The sequence below is a fragment of the Cohnella cholangitidis genome (assembly GCF_014107495.1).
Classification (GTDB): domain Bacteria; phylum Bacillota; class Bacilli; order Paenibacillales; family Paenibacillaceae; genus Cohnella; species Cohnella cholangitidis.
In genome coordinates this window covers 107,708-133,892 of sequence record NZ_CP041969.1, presented here as the reverse complement: position 1 = coordinate 133,892, position 26,185 = coordinate 107,708, and the positions used below count along the sequence as shown (strand labels likewise).

Genomic DNA, 26,185 nt, shown 5'->3' with positions numbered 1-26,185 from the left:
GAAGAAAAGTTTTCACGAATGCACCTGCTAAGTTTAATAGGAACTGGATTCACGGAACGGACATTCAACTCACAATCTAGTATACACAATAAAGCCTGGAACGTCCCCTAGGGCATTCCAGACTTGGTTTATTTCGGTCGAATAGAAAATCCCGGATATTTGACGACCGGCCATTTCTCTTTGCGCAGCGCGTCCAACAGTTCCGGTCCGACGCGGAGATTGGCTTGGACAAGCTCGCGAGGCGTAAGCGCCATCCATTGGTTAAGGGACATATCGACAAACCGGTCGCTCTTGAAGATCTCCAGAAACCATAACGTCTGATTCCCGGTGTTCTGAATGTAATGACCGAGCGCAAAGGGGACATACCCGACATCTCCGGCTCTATAGTCGAAGGTGCGCGCCGTGCCGTTACCCGCGAATACCGTCATGCGACCCTGCCCCGTAAGGTAATATTGCCATTCATCGTTATTGGGATGCCAATGAAGCTCTCTCATCGCTCCGGGTTCAACTTCTACAAGCGCGGCCGCGATCGTTTTGGATATCGGAAAGTTAGCGGAATCGACGATTCTCACGCTGCCGCCAGGCGTTTTCAAGGGATTTTGCGCTAACAACCGATGCTTGAAGCTTAACGGGATCGTCACGTAAGGAGATCGGACTTCTTGGCTTTCTATCGTACCAGGAACTTTGTCTTGGAAAATATATACTTGTTCGGAAGGAATGGTGTCAAAAGCGCTCTGCGGAACTCCGAAGTTGGCCGAAAGCACTTCCTTGGGCGTATGCGCAAACCAGTCGGAAATGGAGAGGGTGTTCAGGTCGGAAAAGTTGCCGTCGTCGAAGACAAGCAGAAATTCACAGCCTTCTTCCAGACCTTGAATGGAGTGGGGAATACCCGGAGGGAAATACCAGAGATCGCCCGGTCCGACATCGGCGATGAAATTGCGCCCGTTCTGGTCAACCGACGTAATTCGCGCGCTGCCTAACAGCATATAAGACCATTCCGCTTGCTGATGCCAGTGTAATTCGCGCACTCCTCCCGGCGTTAAGCTCATATTAACGCCGGCAAGAGTCGTCGCGATCGGCAGCTCCCGAACGGTTATCTCTCTTGACCATCCGCCGTGATTTAACGTCATGCTCGTATCGGAGAAAGAAAATTTCAAGTTCGGCAGCAGACCGGCGTCCGTGACGGGAGGGACGAGCATGTTCGGATTTTCCAGATCTCGCATCACGTCTCGCGGACCCCGATCTATTCCGCCGGCGCCATCGCTTCTAAGGGGTTGCGGCACGGAAGTATAGTTTACTTGCCGTTGTTGTGGATTTTTCACGAAGAAACGCTCCTTTCTAATAACATAAGATTGATTTATCCTTTTCTCGACCCTATAATTCAATTAATCAATTGAATAGTAAAAGGGTGGGGGATATGGAAAACGTACCGTCGGCAAAAGCCTTCAAAGATAGTTTGTATCAACAATACGCCCGGATCGGAAAATGTCTGTCCAGCGACAAAAGGCTTGAATTGTTGAACTTGCTTGCCCAAAGCCCGAAATCAGTGGAAAAACTGGCACAGCAAACGGACATGAGCGTCGCAAACGTATCGCGCCATCTTCAAGTGCTGTTAGATGCGAGGTTGGTGAAGTTCAGCAAAAAAGGAACTTTTGTTATTTATTCGTTAGCCGATCCGGCCATCCATCATTTTTTAACGTCGTTGTGGCGCATTTGCGAAAGCCAGCTCGCGGACATCCAACGCATTCAAGATGATTTTCGCCAACATTACGAGAATATGCAGACGCTTTCCGGAGATGAACTGAAAGAGAAGATGGAAGCAGGAAGCATTATTTTATTGGATATTCGTTCGAAGGATGAATTTGATGCTGGGCATATCGACGGAGCGATTTCCGTTCCGATGGAGGAGTTGGATCTTTACCTTCGGAACCTTCCGCGACATTACGAAGTCGCTGCATACTGCAGAGGGCCTTTTTGCATCTATTCGGCGCAAGCCGTTGAAAAAATGCAGAGCGAGGGATTCACGGCATACCGTCTGGATAACAGCATAGTGGCGGGGTATAGCGTTGAGGCAATAGAACAATAAGGTCATGTTCATGGCAAAACGAAAGGGTGGGACAGGTTATGTCGGATATCGATGTTAAGACAGGCAAAAAGAATACGTTGCAGAAATACGTTGATTTTCCTGAAAAACAACGCGAGCTCCATCAACGGACATTGGTTATCGTCGTGATTTCGCAGCTATTCGGCGGCGCGGGTCTTGCCGCAGGCGTCACCGTCGGAGCGCTCCTTGCTCAAGATATGTTGGGTACGGAAAGCTATGCCGGGATTCCCGCGGCGCTTCTTACGCTTGGTTCTGCGGCTGCCGCTCTAATTGTAGGTCGCCTTTCCCAACGTTACGGGCGTCGGATAGGATTGGCGGCCGGTACGTTAGCCGGGGGGATCGGAGCTATCGGAGTCGTGCTTGCCGCAGTGTACGATCTGATTCCGCTGCTCTTCGTATCGCTATTGATTTATGGAGCCGGCACCGCTACCAATTTGCAGGCGCGTTATGCGGGTACGGATTTGGCAAAACCGACCGAGCGGGCGAGAGCCATTAGCATTACGCTTATGTCGACTACCTTCGGTGCCGTTGCGGGGCCTAACCTGGTTGACGTGATGGGACGTTTCGCCGTATCTATCGGTGTTCCTCCTTTGGCGGGCCCGTTCCTTTTAGGCGCTGCGGCTTACTTGCTTGCGGGTTCGGTGCTTTTCGTTTTCTTGCGCCCGGATCCATTTATCGTGGCTACGGCGATAGCCCGGGCACAGAATGCCATTCAAAACGCGAAAGGAGTAGAGCAGGCTTCGGTAACCAATCACCGAAAAATCGCAGTCGGCGCGGCCGTCATGATCTTGACCCAAATCGTAATGGTCGCGATCATGACGATGACGCCGGTCCACATGAAGCATCACGGACACGGTTTGGGCGCGGTGGGTCTAGTCATCGGCATCCATGTCGCCGCGATGTTCTTGCCTTCCATCTTAACCGGTATACTTGTCGATAAATACGGACGTACGGTTATGTCCTATGCTTCCGGCGTCACTTTGCTTTGCGCGGGGCTTCTGGCCGCCTTTGCTCCCGCGGATTCTATGCCGTTGCTCATCGCAGCCTTGGCGTTGCTCGGATTAGGTTGGAATTTTGGATTAATTAGCGGAACGGCGCTTATCGTGGATGCAACGCCTGCAAGCAGCCGGGCCAAAACGCAAGGAACCGTTGACGTTTTGATCGCTTTGAGCGGAGCTTCGGGAGGCGCGTTATCCGGGATGGTGATGGCGAATTCCAGCTTCGCTACGCTCTCCCTTTCAGGGGGCATTTTGTCCTTGTTGCTTATCCCGGTCGTGATCTGGTCTCGCTTCAGCCAACGCAGCGCGCAAAGTAAGGAAAAAGCGCGATTGGGCAATCAAAGTTCAATCGATAGCGACTTCTAGAAAGGGCGTAGTTGCTGTTCTTCTTCGACCCGCGGCGATCGCGGGTTTTGTTTTGTCGTCGTCTCCAACCTATCGGTGCATTCTTTTAATTTCCTCGAACAGAATCCGAATGCCTTCTTCTATCTGATCCTCCTCGACTCTTGTAATGCTGAGCTTTAGAATCGGCAGCTTGTCAAAAGTAGCAATAAAGCTATGATCGATATTTTTCAGGATAATCTTCTTTTGATTCAATCGTTTAAGCAAGGTAGGGATATGCAGACGTTCAGGTAAAACGATGTGCGTATGCACTCCGGTGCAATCGGGTGCATGATGGACGGATTCCGTGTCGTTAAAGACGTTAAGCGCCCGGTTCAGAAGAAGCATTCTATCGCGATAGGTAGACACGATCTTATGTCTGCGCCTCTCGAACATCCCGCTCTGGATGTAGATCTCCAGAGCGGCTTGCGACAAAATCGAACTATCGATATCGGCTAGCTGCTTATACAAACTGAATGTTTCGAAAAGCGCGGGAGGAAGGACTACCCCGCCGAGCCGTAGACCGGGAAATAAAATTTTGGAGAAGCTTTTCAAGTAAACGACGTGCGAGGGAGCATACGAATAGATCGGGTCCGATTTGGCGTCGGTTTCCACATCGGCCAAATAATCGTCTTCCACGACGTATACATTGTAACGCTTTGCCAATTCGGCGATGGCTTTCTTGGTGTTTTCCGAGTAGGAGGTGCCGAGCGGATTGTGAAATCGGGGTATCGTGTAGAACATTTTGATTTCCCCGGTACGAAACAAATGTTCCAATTGGTTCAGGTCGATTCCGTGTTCCGTTCTTGTTATGCCTTGAACCGGAACGCCTTGCGTCTCCAATAGCCGGATCAACAGATGATAACATGGCTGTTCCAGTAGGACGGTATGTTTGCCGCTCGGGAACGGCATCGTGGATAGAATCGCTAACGCCTGCTGCACGCCTGTCGTAATCATCAGCTGATCGGTGCGGGCAAACACTTGATGATCGGTCAAATGTTTTCTTAGAACATGCAGCAACGAGGGAAGTCCTTGCGGCGTTCCGTAATTGAATAGATCGTTTCTGTACATATCTATCGCCTTATTGAGGCAATGTTGAAAATCCAAGTAAGGAAACAGCTTCGGATCGGGAGATGCCGACGAGAAATCCAACACCGTTCGATTCGGGTCGTGTTCCGGATCGGGTTTCATCAATACCGCGTAATACCCGCTCTGCGGAACGGTATAGACGAGATGGCGTTTTTCCAGCTCCGTATAAGCACGAATCACGGTGCTCTTGCTGCATGCGTATCGGTTGGACAACTCGCGAATGGAAGGCAGTTTCTGGCCCCCGCGAAACGTGCCGTCTATGATCCGGGATTCGATCTCGTTCATGACTTCGGAGTATTTTCTCAATTCCATCTTTTTCACCCTCTTCGACTGTACCGGTACAGTTGGTAAAAACTTAGATTGAATCCGCACGATGCACCCCCTATGCTTGATCTTATAGCCGGCCGGTTAAAAGCATGAACAGAGGGGGGAACGGGAATGACGAAACAACGGAGCATTTATTTGCTTGCTCTATTATACGCGATAATTATCGGCTTTTCTTTTTTGTTTACGAAGATTGCCTTGCAATTCGCGGATCCGATCGATACGCTTGCATACCGATTTACGTTGTCATTCCTCGTCATGGGAGTCGCTGCCTGGGCAGGGTGGATTAAGATAGATTGGCAAGGACGGAAGTGGTGGCGTTTATTGCCGATTGGATTATTGTATCCGACCCTGTTTTTCGGATTTCAAGTCTATGGACTTGACCTGATGAGTTCATCGGAGGCGGGAATTTTCCAAGCGACCGGACCGATTTTTACGCTATTTTTGGCTTCGCTTCTGCTCAAGGAAAGAGCGACTTGGACACAGAAGCTGTCCGTCATGTGTTCGGTTGGCGGGGTTATCTACATCATGGCTCAAAGCGGGGCATCCGTGCACGATACGAGTATTGTCGGGGTGGTTTTGTTGCTGGTCTCGACCGTTTCTCTATCGCTGTATGGCGTCTACGTCCGCCGGTTCAAAGAAGGATACACTTCGATTCAAATGAGCTTCGTCATGATGTTGGTCGGGTGCCTAGTGTTCAATGCTCTGGCGATCGGCAAACATTCGTACGAGGGAACGATGAACAGATTATGGGAGCCGTTGACGGAACTCGATTTTATTTTACCTCTATTATATATCGGAATAATGTCGTCTCTTGTTTCTTCGTTGTTGTCCAATTATTTGTTGTCCAAGATGGAAGCTTTCAAAATGAGCATGTTCGTAAATCTCGGAACCTTCGTATCAATTGCGGCAGGCGTGCTATTCTTGCATGAAAGATTAGAGGGTTATCATATCGTAGGTGCTTTGCTCATCGTTGGAGGAGTGCTCGGGGTAACGTCCCGGAAAAGAAAAAGAATCGGCAATCGCGCGTTGGAGGTCAAAGCCGGATGAAGATCGTACTAGCGGGCGCAGGCGGGGTTATCGGAAAAGCTCTTATGCCTATGTTAGTCGGGGCTGGACATGACGTGATCGGATTAATCCGCAATCCGAGTCACTCCGTCGATCTGAGCAACATGGGCGTAAGCGCGGTATGTTTGGACGCGTATGACCGTGAAGCGGTTTTTACCGCTCTCCGCGAAGCTAAGCCGGATATTGTGATCCATCAGCTCACGTCGTTAAGTACCCGGAACTTCGCCGACAATGCCAAAATCCGCAAGGAAGGAACACGTAATCTCGTGGACGCCTCGCTGGCAGCCGGCGTAAGCCGAATGATTGCGCAAAGCATTGCTTGGGCATATGAGCCAGGTAACGGGCCTGCGTCGGAAAGCTGTCCGCTTGATCTCAGTGCGCCTCTCCCGCGGCGGACGACGATCGAAGGCGTTCATGCGTTGGAGAGCGCCGTATCGGAAATCCCCGAGCACGTCATCCTTCGTTACGGCTTATTCTACGGAGCCGGAACTTGGTATTCCAGGGAGGGATTAATGGCGGAACTGGCGCGAGAGCGGCGATTGCCGGCAACGGACGGGGTTGCTTCTTTCGTGCACGTGGAGGATGCGGCACGCGCTGCGATTGTTGCGCTGCACTGGCCTTCCGGAGCGTATAACATCGTCGACAATGAACCGGCTGCCGGTACCGAGTGGTTGCCAGCGTTTGCAGGGCATTAGGTGCTTCAGCGCCGATCGTTCAACAAGGAAGCGGAAGGGGAGAGAGAGGCGCGTATAACGACAAAGCGCTTCTGCATGGCTGGAACCCCCGATTCGCTTCTTGGCGGGAAGGATTTCTCCAAGTGCTTGGATCTGATTCTATGCCCGCCGATTAGGAAATGATTGACAACCATTTCGTTAACAGGATACAGTCTGATGAGAAAGCATTGGACAGGTGGGATAATCTCATGAACAATCCGAATGAAGATGCGACAAATCATATTCTAGAGAAACAACTCGGCAAGATTGGTGCTGCTTCTTCCAGAATCGGCAGCGTATTTACCGGAAACTCAATTGGTGCTTCTCTAGCCGGAAGACTGGGGGCAGAGTGGGCTGCGAAAAAGCTTCGAACAATCGATTACAAGAGTACCCTGTTATATGAACGCGACGCAAAGACGGCAATCCAACATGCTTATCAGCTTTTGTCGCGTATGGGGAAAATGATAGACGCCTCGGATCATTCCGATAATCCTCTATTATCAGCTCTAATCGGGAGCGGATTCGGAAACATGAATCCAACGATTATCGGTCTGGAATTCATCCCTGTAGATTCGCATTCAACCGAAATTCATCTTTACGCATCCGCTAAGGAAGGTCTCATCAAACAAAAGTCAGCAGAAAAGGCAGTCACTCGCATGATGAATCTGCTACGCCAACAGCATGCTTGAAGACAGTATGAAACACCCCAAGAGGGGTGTTTTTATGTATAGGCAGTTGAATTCAAGAATACTATTCGTTATTATGGACATTAGAGATCCATAATAGATTAATATGAGTGGAAGGAAGGTATTGCCTATGCAATATTCCAAAAGCACGGGTTACGCGCTGCATGCGTTGCTTCGTTTAGCCCGTGCGGAACGCGGGCAGAACGTTGGGATCAAGGAGCTATCCGTATGGCTCGGCGTATCCGAAAGCTATTTGTCCAAGATCATGTCTAAGCTTCGGCAGGATGGAATCGTTCGCGCGGTAACCGGGGCGAGCGGCGGGTATGAGCTTGCGCGACCAGCTGATCAAATCACGTTCTTGGAAGTTATCCAAGTTGTCGAAGGCCGGCAGCAAATGTACGAGTGTTTTAATAAGAGCGCGCATTCCGGCCATAACGAATGTCAGGTCGATAAGGTGATGACCGGAGCCGAAAGGCTTATGCATGATTACTTGCGGCAGCATACGATCCAAACCGCGTTGGACGGCGCATCGTTCAGCTGTGACGCAAACACGGATAACTAGAATTAATATCCCAAGTTTGTTAATGACATTAAAAAAATTCGAAAGGCGGTTAATCTATGGAACAACTTACCGATGTAGGGATCATAGGAGGCGGACCGGCAGGGATGAATGCGGCTCTTGTGCTGGGAAGGGCGAGGAAAAGCGTGGTCTTGATCGACGAGGGGAAACCTCGTAATCGAGTTACTCGGGAAACCCATGGTTTTCTTACGAGAGACGGGACTCCTCCAAGCGAATTCAGGAAAGTCGCGAGAGAGCAGATCAGCGAATACCCTTCCGTTCGAATCGTGGAAGATTCGGCCGTGAAGATCACGGGGGCCGACGGGGATTTTCAACTCACGACAGCGCAAGGATCGTCCTATCGATGCAAGAAACTGTTATTTGCCGTTGGAATGAAGGATGTCCCGCTGGACATTAACGGATTGGCGGAAGTTTACGGCAAAAGCGCTTTCGTGTGCCCTTATTGCGATGGCTGGGAATTAAGGGATCAGCCGCTCGTCTTGATCGTCAAAGGCGCGAGGGGGCTGCACATGGCCAAAATGATATCCGGCTGGACGAGCCGATATATTCTTTGCAGCAATGGACCTGATGAATTGACGGATGAGCAACGCGAGGAACTGAAGCAACATAACGTACTTATCTACGACTCGCCGATCGAGCGCATCGAGTCTAACGAAGGCATGGTAGAGCGAGTCGTACTGGAAGACGGCAATCTCCTGCCTTGCAGCGGAATTTTCTTTGCGCCTAAGCTAATTGCCGGCTCCAACTTGCCACAAGATTTAGGCTGCAAGGTTACGGAAGCGGGGACCGTTATCGTCGATGCCTTCGGCAAAACGAACGTACCGGGCGTCTATAGCGCAGGAGATGCCGCCACGGAGCTGTATCAAGCGATAACCGCCGCATCGATGGGATCTTTGGCCGCCGTCGGTATTAACACCGAGTTGCTTATGGAAGCATGGAGCAGCAACATTTAGCCTTGCGATAGATTAAACAACTCAGCGAATATTCTCAAGCTGGTTAGGGGTAGTAGATGTTAACGGAGCTCAAAGACATCACGCACATTTAGGTTCAGATCGGCAAGCTGTTCCAGCCCTTTACCCAGGCGGATGCGTCCATTGGGCGGAGTTATCGAAGTAGAGAGCGAATTCGGCAAAGGAACGACATTTACATGCTGGCTGCCTATTATGCCTCGCTAGCGGAAAGCTTCTCTAGGAATACGTGCGAATACCGACAATTAAATAGGGTTTGTTCAAAAGCCGCGCCTAGCGCGGCTTTTGCTATAGGCTGTTTGAAATTAAAATCCTTTATATTGCGGTTCCTCGTTCTCTAGTTGTTGGACTCTGCCTTCAACTTGCTGAAGGATCTGTCCAGTTTGCGTAGCGGCATTCGTAAAGAGCGTCTTGGCTTCTTGATTCTGAGTTTCCAGAGCGAATTGCTCTAGGCTGGCTTGTACGCTTCTAAGCGAAGCGACGCATGTTTTTACTTGTGATGCGACTGTCAATGAAATCACCCCCTGTCCACGACTAATATTAGAATGGAATGAGCGGACAATCTTTATGCATCGTTCAGAAATTGGAAAAAGCCCGCGCTCATAATTAGCTCGAATTTGGCAAAACCTTTTGGAATAATGCCAAAGTTGACAATAGGAGGAACGCTGCAGTGCCGACCTGGATCGAAATTGTTTATCGTACGTTAATGGCGGTCATCGCTTTATTTCTTTTCACGAAAGTGTTAGGTAAGAGGCAAGTATCGCAGATGTCCATGTTCGAATACATTACGGGGATTACGATCGGGAATTTGATTGGCTACATTTCTTTGGATACAGATCGAAACTGGTACTTAGGCGTAATTGCCATTTCGGTTTGGGCGCTCGTCTCTTTGGGAATCGCCTATTTACAAATGAAAAGTAAAAAAATGCGCGATTTTATAGACAGCAGAGGAAGAGTTCTGATCAAGGATGGAAAAATATTGGAAGATAATATGAAAAAGGAAAGGTTAACGACGGATGAATTGATGGAACAACTGCGGAAGAAAATGGCCTTTAAAGTGGCGGATGTCGAATTTGCGATTATGGAGCCAAGCGGTGATGTTAGCGTGATGTTAACTAAGGAAAACCAACCGCTTACGCCCAAACATCTAGGCATTAAAGTCGGGCCCGAGCAAGAACCGCAAACGGTTATTATGGACGGAAAAATTATGGACGAGCCTCTGGCTACGATCGGATTGAATCGGGCATGGCTGAATACGGAGTTGGAAAAACTCGGAGTAAACGTTGACAATGTTTTCTTAGGTCAAGTCGACTCGTACAGCCAGTTGTATGTAGATTTGTACGACGATCAGATTAAAGTCCCGCTGCCCCAGAAGAAGGCCGTTCTTTTCTCGACAATGAAAAAATGCGAGGCGGATTTAATGTTATTCGGGCTAACCACAAGAAATAAAAAAGCAAAAGATATGTACGAACGTTGCGTCCGTCAAATGGAAAACATAATTCGGGATCTGGAACCTGTACTTAAACGATAAGGAGGCCATTCCATTGGCAAACAAGACGAAGAAATTGACGCCGGTTCAAACGGATTATAAAAAAATGGCCGATCACAGAGAGCCAGCGAGACCGGTTATTAAAAATTGCGTTCGTGCTTTTCTCGTTGGGGGTCTGATTTGCTTTTTGGGCCAAACCGTCCAGGAGATGTTTATGCATTGGGGGGGCTTCGATGAGAAAAAAGCGGGTAATCCGACCGTTGCTATCATGATTATCCTCTCCGTGATCCTAACCGGATTTGGCGTGTACGATAAAATCGGGCAGTGGGCTGGCGCGGGTTCGGCCGTACCCGTCACCGGTTTCGCAAACTCTATGGCTTCGTCTGCTATCGAACACCGCAGCGAAGGGTTGGTATTGGGCGTTGGAGGAAAAATGTTCAAGCTTGCCGGCCCGGTTATCGTCTTCGGGGTCGTTGCGGCATTTATTGTGGGAATTCTTCATTTTCTCTTTAACCCAAATGCAACGGGGGGACATTAAAAGTGATTAAGGGACATCAAAGCATGATCTTCGAAAACCGGCCAAGAATCAGATCCGCGGCAACGGTCGTCGGCCCTTTCGAAGGTCAGGGGCCTCTTGCGAACGACTTTGATATTATTCATGGCGATTTAATGCTTGGGCAGGACAGTTGGGAAAAAGCGGAACGGGTATTATTAGAGGAAGCCGCGAAAATCGCGATCGAAAACGCGGGATTAACGAAAGAACAGATCAATGTCCACATCGGCGGAGATTTGATGGACCAAATCATAAGCAGCAGCTTTGCGGCCAGGACTTTGGCGATTCCTTATCTCGGCGTGTTCGGGGCTTGCTCGACTTCGATGGAAAGCTTGGCATTAGCGGCAATGATGGTGGACTCGCGAAATGCCAAGTTTGCGCTGGCGAGCGCTTGCAGTCATAATGCGACGGCGGAGAAGCAATTCCGATATCCGACGGAATATGGTTCGCAAAAACCGCCAACCGCGCAATTTACAGTTACGGGAGCCGGTGCTTCTGTTGTATCGCTTGATGGCGAAGGCATGGTCGTGACCTCCGCAACAATGGGCAGGGTCGTGGATATGGGGCTTACCGATCCATTTAATATGGGAGCGGCGATGGCACCGGCAGCTGTAGATACGATCCAAGCCCATTTTCGGGACTTGGAAATCGGGCCGGGATATTACGATCTGATCGTTACCGGGGATCTCGCCAAAGTCGGTTACGACTTAGCCCTGGATTTGTTCGATAAACATCGGATTCCCATCGGACAAACCGAGTATAGCGATTGCGGATTGATGATCTACGATTTCGATAAGCAATCCGTGCAAGCAGGAGCGAGCGGTTGCGGCTGCTCTGCGGTCGTTACCTACGGACATTTGCTCAATAAAATGCGCGAAGGCAAATGGAAAAGGATCCTGGTTGTGGCAACCGGAGCGTTGTTATCTCCGATATCTTATCAACAAGGGGAAAGTATTCCATGTATCGCACACGCGGTTTCCATTGAGAATGGAGGGAGAGCATGATCTTTTTATGGGCTTTTGTTGTCGGCGGAGCGATCTGCGTATTCGGGCAAATCTGTTTTGATGTTTTTAAGCTTACTCCTGCTCATACGATGACTTTGTTGGTGGTGCTTGGGGCGGCATTGGATGGCATCGGAGTTTACGATCCGCTTATCGACTTTGCCGGTGCAGGCGCAACTATCCCGATCACCAGCTTCGGGAACGCACTTGTTCATGGAGCCTTGGAAGAACTAAAAACGGATGGCTGGATTGGGATAATTACGGGAATTTTCAAGGTCACAAGCGCGGGAATTTCGGCTGCGATCATTTTCTCTTTCCTGGCCGCGTTGGTCGCCAAGCCGAAAGGTTAAGACCATCCGCCGGAGCTTTTAATAGTTGAAACCGTTCCTGTATTTGTGGGAGAATATTAAAGGCAACTAAATAAGCGTAGTCATAATAGAACATCTTAGAGGAGGATGTACTTCGTTATGAGAAAGATCAAGCTCGGAACGAGCAGCTTAGAAATCCCGGTTATCGCGGTCGGCTGCATGCGCATTAACTCGTTATCCGCTGCCGAGGCGGAAAGATTCGTACAGTCGGCTATGGAAGCAGGGGCAAATTTCTTCGACCATGCGGACATATACGGCAACGGCACTTGCGAGGAAATATTCGCGGATGCCATACATATGAACGACGGCGTGCGCGAGAAGATCATCCTGCAATCGAAGTGCGGCATTCGCAAAGGAATGTTCGACTTCTCCAAGGAACATATCTTAGAATCGGTGGACGGCATCTTGAAACGTTTGAAAACCGATTATTTGGATATTCTGCTCCTGCACCGGCCGGACGCGCTAGTTGAGCCGGAGGAAGTCGCCGAAGCGTTCGATCTGCTGGAAAGTTCGGGCAAAGTACGCCATTTCGGCGTATCCAATCAGAATCCGCTGCAAATCCAGCTGTTGAAGAAAGCGGTGAAGCAGCCGATCGTGGCCAACCAACTCCAGCTCAGCATCACGAACGCCAACATGATTTCCAACGGAATCAACGTGAACATGGAGAACGACTCCGCTCTGAACCGGGATGGCAGCATTCTCGATTACTGCAGGCTGAACGATATTACTATCCAGCCATGGTCTCCGTTCCAATACGGTTTCTTCGAAGGCGTATTCCTCGGCAGCGACAAGTTTCCTGAGCTAAACCGGGTTATCGATGAAATTGCCGCCAAATACGAAGTAAGCAACACGACGATCGCCATTGCTTGGCTGCTTCGTCACCCCGCGCGCATGCAGCCCGTTACGGGCACGATGAATACGGAACGTCTGCTCGATTGCGTGAAGGCAAGCGACGTCCGCCTGACGCGTCAAGAATGGTACGACATCTATCGTGCCGCAGGTAATGTACTTCCTTAATTCACTGTGCCCTCATGCGATACAGAATCCGATAACCCGTAAGAACCCTGCCGCGGCAGGGTTCTTTTTTGCGGCTCGATCCGATGTAAGCCGCGGAATGGAGGAATGGCCATCGCGAGCCTTTCATATATTGTAAGTATCATTTCTTGTCCGATCTTTCCCTATCGTCCAATCTCGATCCGTTTAGGAGGCGCCTAACCATTGGATAAAATAGCCGTTATGGGCATTGGCACGGCCGTTCCGACTTATTGCTTGAAGCAGGAAGACGTCGCGCGACGTCTGGGAGAAGCTCTAAAGGATCGCCCGGAGACGGCAAGGTGGGCGAAACGCGTTTTCTCCCATTGCGGAGTGGACTCGCGTTACACTTGCGAACCTAACCTGTTAGAACCGGCGAATGCTTGCAGGTATCTTCCTTCATTGCCCGGTTTGAATATTCCGACTACCGAAGAACGAATGAAGACTTATCGGCGGGAATCTATCAACCTCGCGACGGAAGCCGCGCGAGAGGCGCTTCTTGATAGCCGGATTCGACCAAGCGAAATAACCCACGTAATTACGGTTACCTGCACCGGCTTGTCCCTTCCGGGAATGGACGCGGAGCTCGTGTGGAGTCTCGATCTTCGCGCCGATGCCGATCGAATCCCGTTAACTTTTAGAGGATGTGCTGCCGGCTTGTCCGCTCTTCGAATGTCGGAGGAGATCGTTCGGAAAAATCGGAAGGCTAAGGTGCTGGTCGTCGCGCTCGAACTGTGTAGCCTTCATATCCAACCTTCGTTCGATAAGGAGAACCTCTTTTCCACGGCATTTTTCGGCGACGGCGCTTCCGCATGCGTTATCGGGACGGAGAATTTGGCGAGTAAGGGAGGATTTGCCCTGCACCAATCCCGCGCGGTGCTGTTTCCTAATACCTCATCCTATATGAAGTGGGAGATCGGAAATTACGGATTCCCGTTATTCCTCTCCCCGGAAATACCCGGGCTAATCGCCAAAGAAGTTCCCGCCGCTTTCCAAGCCTTCTGGGGGGAAGACGTTTTGCCGGAATTATGGGCTATTCATCCGGGAGGAAGAGGAATTATCGACTCCTTGCAAACGGCATTTCATCTATCGGATTCGCAAACGGCAGCCAGTCGATTCATTCTTCGGCAATACGGCAACATGTCTTCGGCTACGATATTGTTCGTGCTGGCCGAATTACGGCAACAATTGCGATCGTTGTCGGATACCGAAACGAAAGACGGAATCGCTCTCGCGTTCGGACCGGGAATGACCGCCGAGTTTGTCCGTTTTTCCTATCATCCATGAGATCGGGGCATGGATTGCGCCATCGATCGTCGAAGCTTGAATTCATGGATGATTTTACGGAAGGCGGAGAAGAGCTTCGGGAAGCGTTGCGGCATTTGCGCAGGCTTAATGCGATTTTCGGAGCATCGGGACCGGCGCTATACGGAGTTAAGAGGTTGTGGCAAAGCGCGGGGAAGCCGGACAAGTTAACGATCCTTGATGTCGGTTCCGGTTCCGGGGACATTAATCGCCGAATCTTGAAATGGGCGGACAGACAATGCATAAGGGTGAGCGTCGTATTGGCCGATGTGACCGAGGAAGCCCGGGCTGAAGCGGAACGGCTATTCCGGGATGACCCGAGAGTGTTGTTCGTCAAACAAGATTGGATTCGCTTGCGGAACTTCGAAGCGGATATCGTGACGGCTTCCCAATTCGCGCATCATTTTCCTACTGAGCAATTACCGTCGATGATGGAGAAGATGCTGGATGCGTCTCGAATCGGCGTCGTATTGAATGACATTCACAGGCATTGGCTTCCATGGGCAGCCGTATGGATCGCGACCCGCTTCATCTCGCGGAATCGTTACATCCGTCATGACGGCCCTCTGTCCGTAGCTAAGGGATTCCGAAACGCGGACCTTCGAAATCTAGCCGGGCGGCTTGGGATCGCGAATATCATCATCAGTTGGAGACCGCTGTTTAGATACGCCGTGGTCGTTCCTAAACAACGGGAGGCCGAATAGGGTGGATAATGAATTCGATGCGGTCGTAATCGGCGCAGGGGTTGCCGGGAGCGGTATCGCCTATTCGTTGAGCAAGCGTGGTTGGAATGTAGCTCTCGTCGATAGAGAGACTTATCCTCGGCATAAGGCTTGCGGAGAGTTTCTGTCGCCTGAGTCCGTTAGCTCATTGAAAGCTCTAGGGCTAGACAAGGTTGTTACCTCCTTGCAACCCGCGGCCATCACGACAGTACGTCTGCATACGGAACGCGGAGCATCGCTCGAAATTCCATTACCCGGGACCGCCATGGGCATAAGCCGCTATTCCTTGGATGCGAGGCTGCAGTTGTCCGTTGCGCAACAAGGGGGCAGCATGTTTTCCGGGAGCCCGGTGTCGGCGGTGAAACCATTTTCCAACGGATACCGGGTGGATATCGCTTCCGATAGAGGAACAACCCGGTTCTTCTCCCGTACCGTAATTGCCGCTTGGGGCCGTCGATCATTGCACGGGTTTCATCCACATGGGAGCATTGCGAAAGACAGCTCCTATGTGGGAATTAAATCGCACTATACAAGATCCGACTCGGACGCTGCCGTCGATCTTTATTTTTTTCGGGGCGGATATATCGGTCTATCTCCGGTCGAGGGCGGACGGATGAATGTTGCGGCACTGCTAACTCGCGCGTCTTTTCGCAGGCTGGGAGGATCCGGAGCCGTTCAAACCGTATTGGAGAGCGCAGCAACTCGTATTCCCGCTCTTCGGAAACGATTGGAGCATGCAACAAGCATACCTGGAACCCATGCGTCGACTTTCCCGGTAAACGTCACGCCTCGCTTGAATGCATGGAACGAGCTGCCTTGTATCGGCGACGCGCTTGCGGTTATTCCTCCTTTTTGCGGGGACGGCATGTCTATGGCTCTTCGGTCGGTGGAGCTGTGCGCTCCGCTCGCCGATGACTATCTGAGAGGCTATTGCACCAGAACGGAATGGAAAAATGTTTATACCAGGCTTATCGAACAACAGTTTACAGGCGCTCTTAGATGGGGCAGCAGATTTGAACGGATCCTGACGCATATCCATCTTTCCACATGGTTGTTTCGATTAGGTTCGATTGCGCCGGGAGCGGCGGAAAGAATGGTAAGAGCGACGAGGCTGCGGGGATGATGCGGACGGAGGGATGAGGATGAAGAGGGTTGCGGTTACGGGAATGGGATGCGTCACGCCGATCGGAATGGACAAGGAGACCTCTTGGGTCAATGCGATCAAAGGAGTTTCCGGTATTCGGCGTTTGCCGGACGAACTTACGGAAGGATTGCCGGTGAAACTTGCCGCCGTTATCGACGGGTTCGATCCAACAAGGTATATGGAAGCCAAGGAGACCAGAAGAACCGACCGGTTCGTACAACTGGCGATTGCGGCAGCCGATGAAGCGATACGCGATAGCGGGCTTGCGATTGGCGATCTTGCGGATCCGCTGCGTACAGGCGTCTGGATCGGAAGCGGAGTCGGAGGAATCATGACGTTCGAGAAGGGAATGACAGAAGTCGTTCGCCATGGTTATAGCCGGGTTTCGCCGTTTGCCTTGCCGATGTTCCTCCCCAACATGGCGGCAAGCCGCGTGGCGATCCGATATGGTGCCAGAGGGATCGCGGGCTGCACGGTAACCGCATGCGCTTCGGGCTCGCAGTCGATCGGCGAAGCATTCCGAGCGATAAGAAGAGGCGATGCGGAGGTCATGATTGCCGGAGGCGCGGAAGCTCCGGTGTGCAAGATCGGCTTGGCCTCGTTCTCTGCTATGAGAGCCTTGTCTACCCAAACGGAGCCTTCGCAAGGCAGCCGTCCGTTCGACAAGAGGCGCGACGGCTTCGTGATGGGCGAAGGCGCGGGGATACTCGTCTTGGAATCATGGGAACATGCCGAGGCTCGCGGTGCGGCTATCCATGCAGAATTGCTCGGATACGGCTCGTCCGGGGAAGGTTACCATATCGCTGCCCCGCGAACGGACGGTAGCGATTGGGCAAGGGCTATCGCTCTAGCGATGGAAGACGCTACGATTTCGCCGGAGCATATTCAATATGTGAATGCGCATGGGACTAGCACGCTTCTGAATGATTTGACGGAAACCAGAGCGATAAAGTCAGCGTTGGGACATGCTGCTCGCGACATCGGCATTAGTTCGACGAAATCGATGACAGGCCATCTGCTTGGGGCATCGGGGGCTGTGGAGGCTATCTTCTCCATCCTCGCGTTAAGAGATGGAATCATTCCCCCGACGATCAATTACGGGGAGCGGGATGAAGAGCTGGATCTGCATTACACGCCGAACGTCGCGAGACGAAGACAATTGGATACGGTCATTTCCAATACTTTTGCTTTCGGGGGCCATAATGCGGTATTGATCTTCGGCGATCGTCGTCCTCGGATCTCCCTATGAGTCCGTTATGACGATATACCGTCGAATGGCTTCTTTTTCAATCCGCAATCGTTCCTGGGTCATTACCTTCTGGGTATTGTTGACGCTTGTTTCCGTTCCGTTCGCTATTCGACTATCCAACGTTCTAGGAGATCACGGCCTGAAGACCCACGGAGAATATGAGCAAGTGCAAGAAGTTTGGTCGCGCGAGCTTCGTATGCCGGACGAGCCTGTCATTATTCTATTCGATAATTACAATAGCAGGCCGAAACGCGTCTTCCATGCTTTCATCGCGTACAAGCTGAACCAACTCGAGAGAGTGAGAGGCGTGTCCGTTGCTGCCTCTCCGTTAGAACGACAGGAGATGGAACAAGGAAACTACGCCTATGCCCTCGTTTCCGTCACGGGCTCCGCTCTGGAAAGAAAGAAAGCTATCGGGCAAATACGCGAAAAGATATCGGAGGAACGCGAATTCAAGGTTGCCGCAACCGGCAAACCGGTCATTCAAGAAGATGTGAACCGGTTAAGCAAGCAGGATCTGAAGACAGCGGAAAGGATCGGCATTCCGATCGCTTTCGTCATCTTGGCGGTTGCTTTGGGAGGGCTTTTACCCGCGATCATTCCGATCATCGCCGGCGCCATGTCCGTATTCATTGCAATGGGAATGATGTATGCGATAGGCGCTTACGGACATTCGTCTTTGTCCGTGTTTGTTTATAACGTCATCCCGATGGTAGGGATGGCCGTCATAGACTTCGCGCTGCTGATGGTCAGCCGGTTCAGAGAGGAAAGAAAAGGCTTGTCCGCCGACGAGGCGATCTTAAAAACGATGGCTACATCCGGCAGAGCTATCGTCGTTTCCGTCGGCTGCGTTATCCTGGCGTTAATCGGAACCTTTTTTATTCGCATGCCTATTTTTAACTCGGTTGCTCTTGGGACGCTTGTCGTTCTCCTCGTTTCGTTAATGATCAATTTGACTTTCGTTCCGGCGCTTCTCTATCGTCTTCGTAACCCTATTTTCTCAACACGAGCTAAGGATAACCGTAGTGGGAGAAACGGATTGTGGATGTTCTTCCTAACCGTAGTATTGAGGCGGCCTCTGGCATCCGCGCTATTGGCCTTATTCGTGCTGTTCATTAGCTTGTACCCCGTCCGCGCGATGGAAGTCGGCATTCCCGGTTCCGAGTCGTTGCCGAAGGATAAAGAATCGCGCGTCGCGGCGGAGAGGATGGCGGAACGGTTCCGAGAATACTCCGTATCGCAAGTATTGATGATAGTAAAGGAAGAGAGGGACGTTACGGGAGAACGGAACCGAAATATCGTAGACCCGATTCGGCATCATCTTGCACGCGATCCCGGAGTTATTGGCATAGATACGGTAAGATCGTCCGTTGAAGAAGGGGTTTATTACTTAACCGTATGGCTTCGGGGAAAAGAGTCGTCCGCTGAATCGATGCAGTGGGTACGCGATCGTTCCGATCTATACTCCCAATTTGACGTTCGAATCGGAGGAGAGCCGAAATACCATCAAGAAGTGCACGATGAAGTGTTTAACCGAATGAGATACGTGCTGATTTTTGTCCTTTTTTCGAATTTCATCGTCCTATCCATCGCGTTTCGCTCGCTAATCATTCCGTTGAAGGCCGTAGCGATGAATCTCGCTAGTATCGGTGCTTCCTTCGGGATCTTGACTTGGATTTTTCAACAGGGGAGCTTTGGAATGGAGCCAACCGACATTGCGATTATGATTCCCGTATTCATCTTCGGGTTAACCTTCGGGATCAGCATGGATTACGGCGTCTTCCTCTTGTCAAGAATCTACGAACGCTATAGGGAAACGGCAGACAATGTCGAAGCGATCCGGGAAGGACTTGCGGCATCGGGCAAAATCATCACTTCGGCGGCAGCCATCATGATTGCCGTAACGGTTCCTTTTGCTTACGCCGACGTCACTGGAGTCAAGCAGTTGGGTATCGGAATAGCTGCGGCATTGTTCTTGGATGCAACCATTATGAGGATGGTCCTGGTTCCTTCCTTAATGAAATTGTTCGGTAAATGGAATTGGTGGCTGCCTTTTGGTAAAAACTAACGCGAATGAAGATCACCTAGCCAGAGAAAAGGGGCCATTCCATTGATTCAGCTTCCTCAATTTCCTCAATCGTATTGGACATCGTCGGCGGACATACCGGAGTACCCTAAGCTTGCAAAAGACATAGAAGCGGACGTTGTTATCGTCGGCGCGGGAATCACCGGAATTACCGCAGGGTATTTACTCTCCAAAGAAGGCAAAAAAGTAGTCATTCTGGAAGCCGGGCGCATCCTTCACGGCACCACGGGGCATACGACCGCGAAAGTCACGGCCCAGCACGACATCATCTATGACGAGCTTATTCAGCATTTTGGCGAAGAGAAAGCGCGGTTGTATTACGAAGCTAATCGCGACGCTTTGGATTTCATCAGGAAGACGGTCGAAGAAGAAGGGATATCGTGCAACTTATCGGATGAGGATGCCTATCTGTATACTCAATCGGATAATGAGATAGCAAAGCTTGAGAAAGAACTTCGCGCGTATGAGAAGCTCGGAATCGAAGGGAAGCTTACCGATCGTATCGATATTCCGATTGGCATTAAATCCGCGTTAATCATGAAAAGTCAGGCCAGGTTTGACCCGGTTGCTTATTTAACGGCATTAAACGAAAGACTCAGCCGACTGGGTTCTCAAGTTTATGAAAATACGACCGTGATAAAGGTGGAAGAGGGCGAGTCTCCCGTCGTTGTTACCGAATCGGGTAATCGCATCGTCTGCCGGCATGTCATTTCCGCTTCCCATTTCCCTTTTCTTGATTGGAAAGGCTTTTATTTCGCGAGATTGCATGCGGAACGCTCTTATGTGCTTGGAGTACGCATCGGGCAGCCCTATAACGGCGGGATGTACCTCGGCGTGGATCAACCAAAGCGTTCGATCAGGGAAGTTCAGAGCGGTAACGAGCCGTTGATCCTCGTCGGCGGAGAAGGCCACAAGGCAGGGCAGAGCGCATGCACGATTAATCATTATGAAGCGTTGCAGTCGTTCGCGGAATCCGTGTTCGATGTGAAGGAAATCGCTTATCGTTGGTCGACGCAGGATCTGGTCACCTTGGATAAAGTGCCTTACGTGGGACAGATCAGCGCCGGCGCAACCAACATTTTCGTTGCGACGGGTTATCGCAAATGGGGGATGACGAACGGAACGGCGGCCGCCCATCTTCTGAAAAACAGGGTTCTAGAAATCGAGGACCGGTATCGCGATGTGTTCGATCCTTCGCGGCTGCATGCGGATCCGGACATTAAAACCTTCATGAAGGAAAACGTAGACGTAGCAAAGAACTTAATTTCGGGAAAACTGGAGTCGGTCTATCGCTCTCCGGACAGCGTGGCTAACAACGAAGGAGCTCTAGTTCGCATTAACGGCAAACGGGCAGGGGCATACCGCGATTCCGAAGGAACTTTGCACTTGGTCGATACGACATGCACGCACATGGGTTGCGAGACGAACTGGAACGATGGGGACCGAACTTGGGATTGCCCTTGCCACGGATCCAGATTTTCCTATACCGGGGAAGTCGTCGAAGGACCGGCTAAAGCACCCTTGGGTAAGATCGAATAGCCGTCCCCGCCGTTGCCGTCTGAATAGAAAATCTGTGAAGAATGATTATGGCCGTTTCCTTGTTTTACTCTTACCATAAGACTCTCAATCCATAGCGCCCGAAAAATAGGAAATAAACGAATCGAACATTTCTATTTATCTTCCTATTATCGAATCGCATAATGAATATGTTGACGGATTCGATGATCGATATGGAGGAGGGGAATGAATGGGCTATATCGAGGAGCTTAGAGATAGGATAGGGAACCGGCCGGTCATTCTCGCGGGAGTGGCGGTTCTTGTCATTAACGATGAGTATGAGCTGCTGCTTCAGAAGAAACGGGACGGGACGTGGGCTATTCCGGGCGGATTCATGGAGTTGGGGGAATCCGCGGAGGATACGGGGAGAAGAGAAATCGCCGAGGAAACAGGTCTTCGGCTTGGCCATATGAGGTTAGTCGGGGTATTTTCCGGCGAAGAACATTTCGTAAAGCTTGCGAATGGGGACGAATATTATTCGGTGACGATCGCTTTCGTGACCAATGAGATAACGGGTGGCTGCTTAAAGGCGGACGGGGAGGAAGGTACGGAAGTTAGATTCTTCCCGCTATCCGAATTGCCTGCAGCTTTCAGCCCGAAGATTAAAGATCTTATTTTAGCGAACGTGGAGCAAGTCATTTTCTCGGAAATGTTCTGATTCGCGAGTGGCTATTCTAGAAAATACTACCCGGTCCGAGATGGATAAATCTTGGTCCGGGTTATTTCGCATGACGCTTGACGGATGAATTGGAAAAGTGTTACGATTCTATTTGACCGACCGTCGGTCGATCGGAAGGGAGGAGTACCGTTGAGAATATCCAAAAACCCCGATGTACGTAAAAATGAAATATTAGACGCTGCAGAAATACTATTCGCCACAAAAGGTTACAACCATACGACGATCAATGACATTTTGGAGGCTGTAGCGATCGCCAAAGGCACGTTTTATTACCACTTCCAGTCCAAGGAAGAGGTAATGGATGCGATCGTCATGCGTTTTATCGCAGCAGGCGTAGATGCCGCCAGATTGATCGCTTCGGATATCGCCCTTACGGCACATGAGAAAATATTTAGGATCGTAATGGCGCAAAAGCCGGATGACGGAAAAGAACGAATGATCGAGCAGCTGCACCAAGTCCATAATGCGGAGATGCATCAGAAAAGCTTGGTGGAAACGATACTTCAACTGACCCCCGTATTGACGGATGTCATTGAACAAGGCATAGAGGAAGGGACGTTTCATACGGCTTATCCTCGAGAAACGGTGGAATTTCTGTTGGTATCGTCGTCATTTTTATTCGATGATGGCATCTTTCAGTGGCGGCCAGAGGAACTGATGCGGAAAGCCGTAGCTTTTACTGCAGTCATGGAAAAGACTTTAGGCGCAGAACAAGGCAGCTTCGGTTATATGCTCGAGGCCATCGGCAAGAGAGAGAGGAGCTAGGACGACAAGATGCTATTCAGAATATTGAAAAAAGATTTGCTCAGAAAAAAAAGCATCTCGATAACGTTGTTCATCTTTGTATCGCTGTCGGCTTTCCTTGTTTCCAGCGGCGCGAACATGATTACGGAATTAACGAATTCGTTAACCGCCTTATTTACGAAATCGAGCGTGCCGCATTTCGTCCAAATGCATGCCGGACCTTTGGACGAAGCCGAGATAGACCGATTTGCCGCAGGCAACAAACTCGTTGAAGATTATCAAACGGCCGAGATGATCAAGATCGACGGCTTGAATCTCACGATAGGCAATGTCTCTACACAAGAGAATAACAGCGTTATGGATCATTATTTCGTCAAACAGAATCCGTCATTCGATCGCTTGCTAAATCTGGATAGCCAAGCCATCGACGTCGCGCAAGGCGAAATCGCAGTGCCCATCTATTACATGCAGCGTAACGACATGGAAATAGGCGACGCCGTAGAGATTGCCGGCTCGGATTTCCGGATGGCGTTCAAAGTCGTCGACTTCGTAAGGGATGCTCAAATGAACCCGTCCATCATTCATTCCAAGCGTTTTGTCGTGAATGAACTTGATTTGGATCGGCTCAAGGCCAACATCGGCGAAGCGGAATATCTGATAGAATTTCGGCTTGCCGATACAAGCAAGCTAAGCGAATTCAGAAATGCTTATCAAGCTTCAACCTTGCCTAAGCTAGGTCCGAGCATCGACTTTCCTTTGTTCAAAACCTTAAATGCGTTAACGGACGGCATTGTCGCAGCGGTAATCATCTTGGCAAGCCTATTGCTAAGTATCATTGCGATGCTTTGCCTAAGATATACCATTCTTGCGGCGATGGAAGAAGACTATAGGGACATCGGCGTCATGAAAGCGATCGGAATCGGTCAGCGGGACATTAAACGGATCTATTTGTTCAAATATATCGTGTTGGCCGCTCTGGCATCGGTCGCCGGTTATGCGGGAACGTTGTTACTCGGTCGAATGTTCACGGCCAATATATTGCTCTATATCGGGACAGTTCCGAAGAGCTTACTGTTGAACCTTATCCCGTTCGTAGCGGTTGCGTTCATCTATATGATCGTCGTATTTTCTTGCATGTTAACGCTCCGAAGGTTTAATAGAATATCGGCGGTAGAAGCATTGCGGTCTGGCAATATCGGCGAGGCGCGCAATAATAAACGTTTTTTGGCGGTGCACAGAAACAGATGGTTAAACATCCCTATTTTCCTTGGAATAAGGGATGTGCTAGGGCGGTTCAAATCGTATGGATTGTTATTGTTCGTTTTCTTGATCTGTTCCTTTCTGATTATCGTTCCGGTCAATTTCTTGAACACCGTTAAGTCACCTGATTTCAACACGTATATGGGAATCGAACGAAGCGATCTGCGGGTGGACTTGCAGCAATCGGACCTTATCGAAAGCGACTTCGGGCAAATAATTAACTACCTTAACAAAGATGAGGACATTGAACGGTATTCTCCGATGTACGTCAGCCAATTCAAAATGGTGAACAGCGATGGCGTACTGGAGAATTTGACGGTCGAATCGGGGGATTTTTCCGAATTTCCGCTAGATTATCTTAACGGAGCAGCACCGTTACGGAACAATGAAATCGCGCTATCCTACTTGAACGGCAAAGAAATGAATAAAACCGTTGGCGATCAAGTCCGGCTGGTCGTGGGAGGGAAGGAAAGCGAGATGACGGTAAGCGGGATTTATCAGGATGTCACCAATGGGGGACGCACGGCCAAAGCGGTATTGCCCTTCGACCCGGAAACCGTACTTCGCTATGAAGTGAGCATAGATCTTAAACCGGGTATCGACGTCAGCGAGAAATTGGAACAATACGCAACTGCTCTCCATCCGGCGAAAGTTACGGATTTAGAAGGGTATCTGGGTCAAACTCTGGGAAATACGATCGATCAATTAAAGCTTCTTACGATAGCGGCCATTGTCGTTGCATTCCTCGTATCCATATTGATTACCTCATTGTTCCTGAAGATGGCCGTAGCCAAAGATAACGCTCAAATCGCAATAATGAGGAGCATCGGATTTTCCCTTCGCCAGATTCGAGCGCAGTATGTCGTTAGGGCGATTCTCATATTGGGAATCGGCATTGTCGCCGGAACCGTGCTATCTAACACGATGGGGCAGAGCATGGCAGGGGTTCTCATGTCTTTCATGGGGGCTTCGCGAATCGATTTCGTGATCGATCCTATTCAATCTTACATGTTGCTTCCGATTGCGTTCATGATCGTAGTGGCGGTTACGGCCTTAATAAACTTGATTTCAATCAAAAATACGAGCGTCGCTAAAATGAATGCGGAATAAAGGAGGGATTATGGGATGGAAATCGTATTGGAAGCGAAGGGATTAAGCAAAACGTACGCGGTCGGGCATAAAAACGAACAACAGGTTCTGAAAAATATCGATCTGCAAATCAAGAAAGGCGAATTCGTATCCGTGATGGGGCCATCCGGCTCGGGTAAATCAACATTGCTCTATAGCATCAGCGGAATGGATGCGACGAGCGGAGGAACAGTTGTATTCAACGGCCAAGAGATATCCGCGTTAACCGAGAAGGAATTGTCCAGACTGCGTCTGAATAATATGGGTTTTATTTTTCAACACATGCATCTCTTAAAAAATCTGTCCGTCATCGATAATATTATTCTTTCCGCATATTTGGCTAATAAAAGCAGCCGTAAAAGAGTGAACGAAAGAGCGGCGGAGTTAATGGGGAAAGCCGGCATTGCAGAGCTCGCGGGGAACGACATCACGCAGGCGTCGGGCGGACAACTGCAAAGAGTGGCGATCTGCCGGGCGCTCATCAACTATCCGGACGTGATTTTCGGCGATGAGCCGACGGGCGCGCTCAATTCCAAATCCGCCGGCGAAATCATGGATATGTTAGCGGACATCAATGCTTCGGGGACGACTATTCTTCTAGTGACGCATGACGTTAAAGTTGCGGCTAAGACGGATCGAGTACTGTTTATGCTCGACGGCAGCATCGTGGCCGAGCAACATCTTGGCAAATATAGAAGAGATAACGACGATAGTAAGGATCGGGAAGAACTGCTGTCCGCTTGGTTGAAGAAGATGGGATTCTAGGTTCGCGATGTCATTACCGGCTAGTAAAAGTTCAATAAAGAAACCGCGTCCTTAGGATGCGGTTTCTTTAATGATAAAATTATAAGAATTGGACCAAATCCCAATTCCTATATAGGTTTCCAGTGGAATGAAACGAAAAATACGCTTGTGTAAACATCTACAAAACAAGAAAAATAAGGTATTATGTCGAGA

Annotated in this window: 24 protein-coding genes and 1 pseudogene; 22 read left to right on the top strand and 3 right to left on the bottom strand. The window is 50.1% G+C overall.

The window, feature by feature from the left end; genetic code table 11:
* Positions 1 to 128: 128 nt before the first annotated feature.
* Positions 129 to 1,322, bottom strand: a complete 1,194-nt coding sequence (locus FPL14_RS00565) for an oxalate decarboxylase family bicupin (protein ID WP_182301196.1) — start codon at positions 1,320 to 1,322, stop codon at positions 129 to 131.
* A 95-nt stretch (positions 1,323 to 1,417) separates the two neighbouring features.
* Between FPL14_RS00565 and FPL14_RS00560 the strand changes: the two genes are divergently transcribed.
* Positions 1,418 to 2,086, top strand: a complete 669-nt coding sequence (locus tag FPL14_RS00560; protein ID WP_182301195.1) for an ArsR/SmtB family transcription factor — start codon at positions 1,418 to 1,420, stop codon at positions 2,084 to 2,086.
* Positions 2,087 to 2,124: 38 nt separating this feature from the next.
* Complete coding sequence (locus FPL14_RS00555) at positions 2,125 to 3,468, top strand: MFS transporter (protein WP_182301194.1); 1,344 nt, start codon at positions 2,125 to 2,127, stop codon at positions 3,466 to 3,468.
* Positions 3,469 to 3,537: 69 nt separating this feature from the next.
* Here the strand turns inward: FPL14_RS00555 and FPL14_RS00550 are convergent, their stop codons facing one another.
* Complete coding sequence (locus FPL14_RS00550) at positions 3,538 to 4,878, bottom strand: aminotransferase-like domain-containing protein (RefSeq protein ID WP_182303779.1); 1,341 nt, start codon at positions 4,876 to 4,878, stop codon at positions 3,538 to 3,540.
* 132 nt (positions 4,879 to 5,010) lie between these two features.
* On the opposite strand from FPL14_RS00550, the gene FPL14_RS00545 reads away from it, so the two are divergent.
* The 5 genes and pseudogenes from FPL14_RS00545 to FPL14_RS00525 all read left to right on the top strand — a co-directional run bounded on the left by FPL14_RS00545 (position 5,011) and on the right by FPL14_RS00525 (position 8,896).
* Positions 5,011 to 5,946 (top strand): DMT family transporter, encoded by a 936-nt coding sequence (locus FPL14_RS00545; RefSeq protein ID WP_182301193.1) that lies wholly within the window; start codon positions 5,011 to 5,013, stop codon positions 5,944 to 5,946.
* Positions 5,943 to 6,814: pseudogene (locus FPL14_RS00540) on the top strand (NAD-dependent epimerase/dehydratase family protein). The gene FPL14_RS00545 and the pseudogene FPL14_RS00540 overlap by 4 nt, the downstream one beginning before the upstream one ends.
* A gap of 72 nt (positions 6,815 to 6,886) precedes the next feature.
* Complete coding sequence (locus FPL14_RS00535; protein ID WP_182301192.1) at positions 6,887 to 7,366, top strand: hypothetical protein; 480 nt, start codon at positions 6,887 to 6,889, stop codon at positions 7,364 to 7,366.
* A gap of 127 nt (positions 7,367 to 7,493) precedes the next feature.
* Positions 7,494 to 7,925 carry an RrF2 family transcriptional regulator gene (locus tag FPL14_RS00530; RefSeq protein WP_182301191.1) on the top strand — a complete coding sequence of 144 codons (432 nt, stop codon included), beginning with the start codon at positions 7,494 to 7,496 and terminating at the stop codon, positions 7,923 to 7,925.
* 56 nt (positions 7,926 to 7,981) lie between these two features.
* Positions 7,982 to 8,896, top strand: a complete 915-nt coding sequence (locus FPL14_RS00525) for an NAD(P)/FAD-dependent oxidoreductase (protein WP_182301190.1) — start codon at positions 7,982 to 7,984, stop codon at positions 8,894 to 8,896.
* A gap of 320 nt (positions 8,897 to 9,216) precedes the next feature.
* On the opposite strand, the gene FPL14_RS00520 is transcribed toward FPL14_RS00525, so the two are convergent.
* Positions 9,217 to 9,423, bottom strand: a complete 207-nt coding sequence (locus FPL14_RS00520) for a DUF1657 domain-containing protein (RefSeq protein ID WP_182301189.1) — start codon at positions 9,421 to 9,423, stop codon at positions 9,217 to 9,219.
* Between the two features lie 158 nt (positions 9,424 to 9,581).
* Between FPL14_RS00520 and FPL14_RS00515 the strand changes: the two genes are divergently transcribed.
* From FPL14_RS00515 to FPL14_RS00445, 15 genes are all read left to right on the top strand, one after another.
* Complete coding sequence (locus FPL14_RS00515; protein WP_182301188.1) at positions 9,582 to 10,442, top strand: DUF421 domain-containing protein; 861 nt, start codon at positions 9,582 to 9,584, stop codon at positions 10,440 to 10,442.
* 64 nt (positions 10,443 to 10,506) lie between these two features.
* Complete coding sequence (gene spoVAC / locus FPL14_RS00510; protein WP_407644655.1) at positions 10,507 to 10,938, top strand: stage V sporulation protein AC; 432 nt, start codon at positions 10,507 to 10,509, stop codon at positions 10,936 to 10,938.
* 2 nt (positions 10,939 to 10,940) lie between these two features.
* Complete coding sequence (spoVAD, locus tag FPL14_RS00505) at positions 10,941 to 11,957, top strand: stage V sporulation protein AD (RefSeq protein WP_182301186.1); 1,017 nt, start codon at positions 10,941 to 10,943, stop codon at positions 11,955 to 11,957.
* Complete coding sequence (gene spoVAE, locus FPL14_RS00500) at positions 11,954 to 12,304, top strand: stage V sporulation protein AE (RefSeq protein ID WP_182301185.1); 351 nt, start codon at positions 11,954 to 11,956, stop codon at positions 12,302 to 12,304. The genes spoVAD and spoVAE overlap by 4 nt, the downstream gene beginning before the upstream one ends.
* A 117-nt stretch (positions 12,305 to 12,421) precedes the next feature.
* On the top strand, positions 12,422 to 13,339 hold the full coding sequence (locus tag FPL14_RS00495; protein WP_182301184.1) for an aldo/keto reductase: 918 nt from the start codon (positions 12,422 to 12,424) through the stop codon (positions 13,337 to 13,339).
* Positions 13,340 to 13,540: 201 nt separating this feature from the next.
* Positions 13,541 to 14,641, top strand: coding sequence for a type III polyketide synthase (locus FPL14_RS00490; protein WP_229263729.1), 1,101 nt, complete (start codon positions 13,541 to 13,543; stop codon positions 14,639 to 14,641).
* Between the two features lie 44 nt (positions 14,642 to 14,685).
* Positions 14,686 to 15,363 carry a methyltransferase domain-containing protein gene (locus FPL14_RS00485; RefSeq protein WP_229263728.1) on the top strand — a complete coding sequence of 226 codons (678 nt, stop codon included), beginning with the start codon at positions 14,686 to 14,688 and terminating at the stop codon, positions 15,361 to 15,363.
* Position 15,364: 1 nt separating this feature from the next.
* Positions 15,365 to 16,504 carry an NAD(P)/FAD-dependent oxidoreductase gene (locus FPL14_RS00480; RefSeq protein ID WP_182301182.1) on the top strand — a complete coding sequence of 380 codons (1,140 nt, stop codon included), beginning with the start codon at positions 15,365 to 15,367 and terminating at the stop codon, positions 16,502 to 16,504.
* Positions 16,505 to 16,517: 13 nt separating this feature from the next.
* A complete protein-coding gene (fabF, locus tag FPL14_RS00475; protein WP_182301181.1) occupies positions 16,518 to 17,774 on the top strand; it encodes a beta-ketoacyl-ACP synthase II in 1,257 nt (418 codons plus the stop codon).
* Positions 17,775 to 17,781: 7 nt separating this feature from the next.
* The gene (locus tag FPL14_RS00470) at positions 17,782 to 19,842 is read left to right on the top strand and encodes an MMPL family transporter (RefSeq protein ID WP_182301180.1); all 2,061 of its coding nucleotides are present in this window, start codon (positions 17,782 to 17,784) and stop codon (positions 19,840 to 19,842) included.
* 42 nt (positions 19,843 to 19,884) lie between these two features.
* Positions 19,885 to 21,399, top strand: coding sequence for an FAD-dependent oxidoreductase (locus tag FPL14_RS00465; protein WP_407644635.1), 1,515 nt, complete (start codon positions 19,885 to 19,887; stop codon positions 21,397 to 21,399).
* Positions 21,400 to 21,607: 208 nt separating this feature from the next.
* Positions 21,608 to 22,075 (top strand): NUDIX hydrolase, encoded by a 468-nt coding sequence (locus FPL14_RS00460; protein WP_182301179.1) that lies wholly within the window; start codon positions 21,608 to 21,610, stop codon positions 22,073 to 22,075.
* Positions 22,076 to 22,225: 150 nt separating this feature from the next.
* The gene (locus FPL14_RS00455) at positions 22,226 to 22,861 is read left to right on the top strand and encodes a TetR/AcrR family transcriptional regulator (RefSeq protein WP_182301178.1); all 636 of its coding nucleotides are present in this window, start codon (positions 22,226 to 22,228) and stop codon (positions 22,859 to 22,861) included.
* Positions 22,862 to 22,870: 9 nt separating this feature from the next.
* A complete protein-coding gene (locus tag FPL14_RS00450) occupies positions 22,871 to 25,210 on the top strand; it encodes an ABC transporter permease (protein WP_182301177.1) in 2,340 nt (779 codons plus the stop codon).
* A 15-nt stretch (positions 25,211 to 25,225) separates the two neighbouring features.
* Positions 25,226 to 25,993, top strand: a complete 768-nt coding sequence (locus FPL14_RS00445) for an ABC transporter ATP-binding protein (protein WP_182301176.1) — start codon at positions 25,226 to 25,228, stop codon at positions 25,991 to 25,993.
* The last annotated feature ends 192 nt before the right edge of the window (positions 25,994 to 26,185 follow it).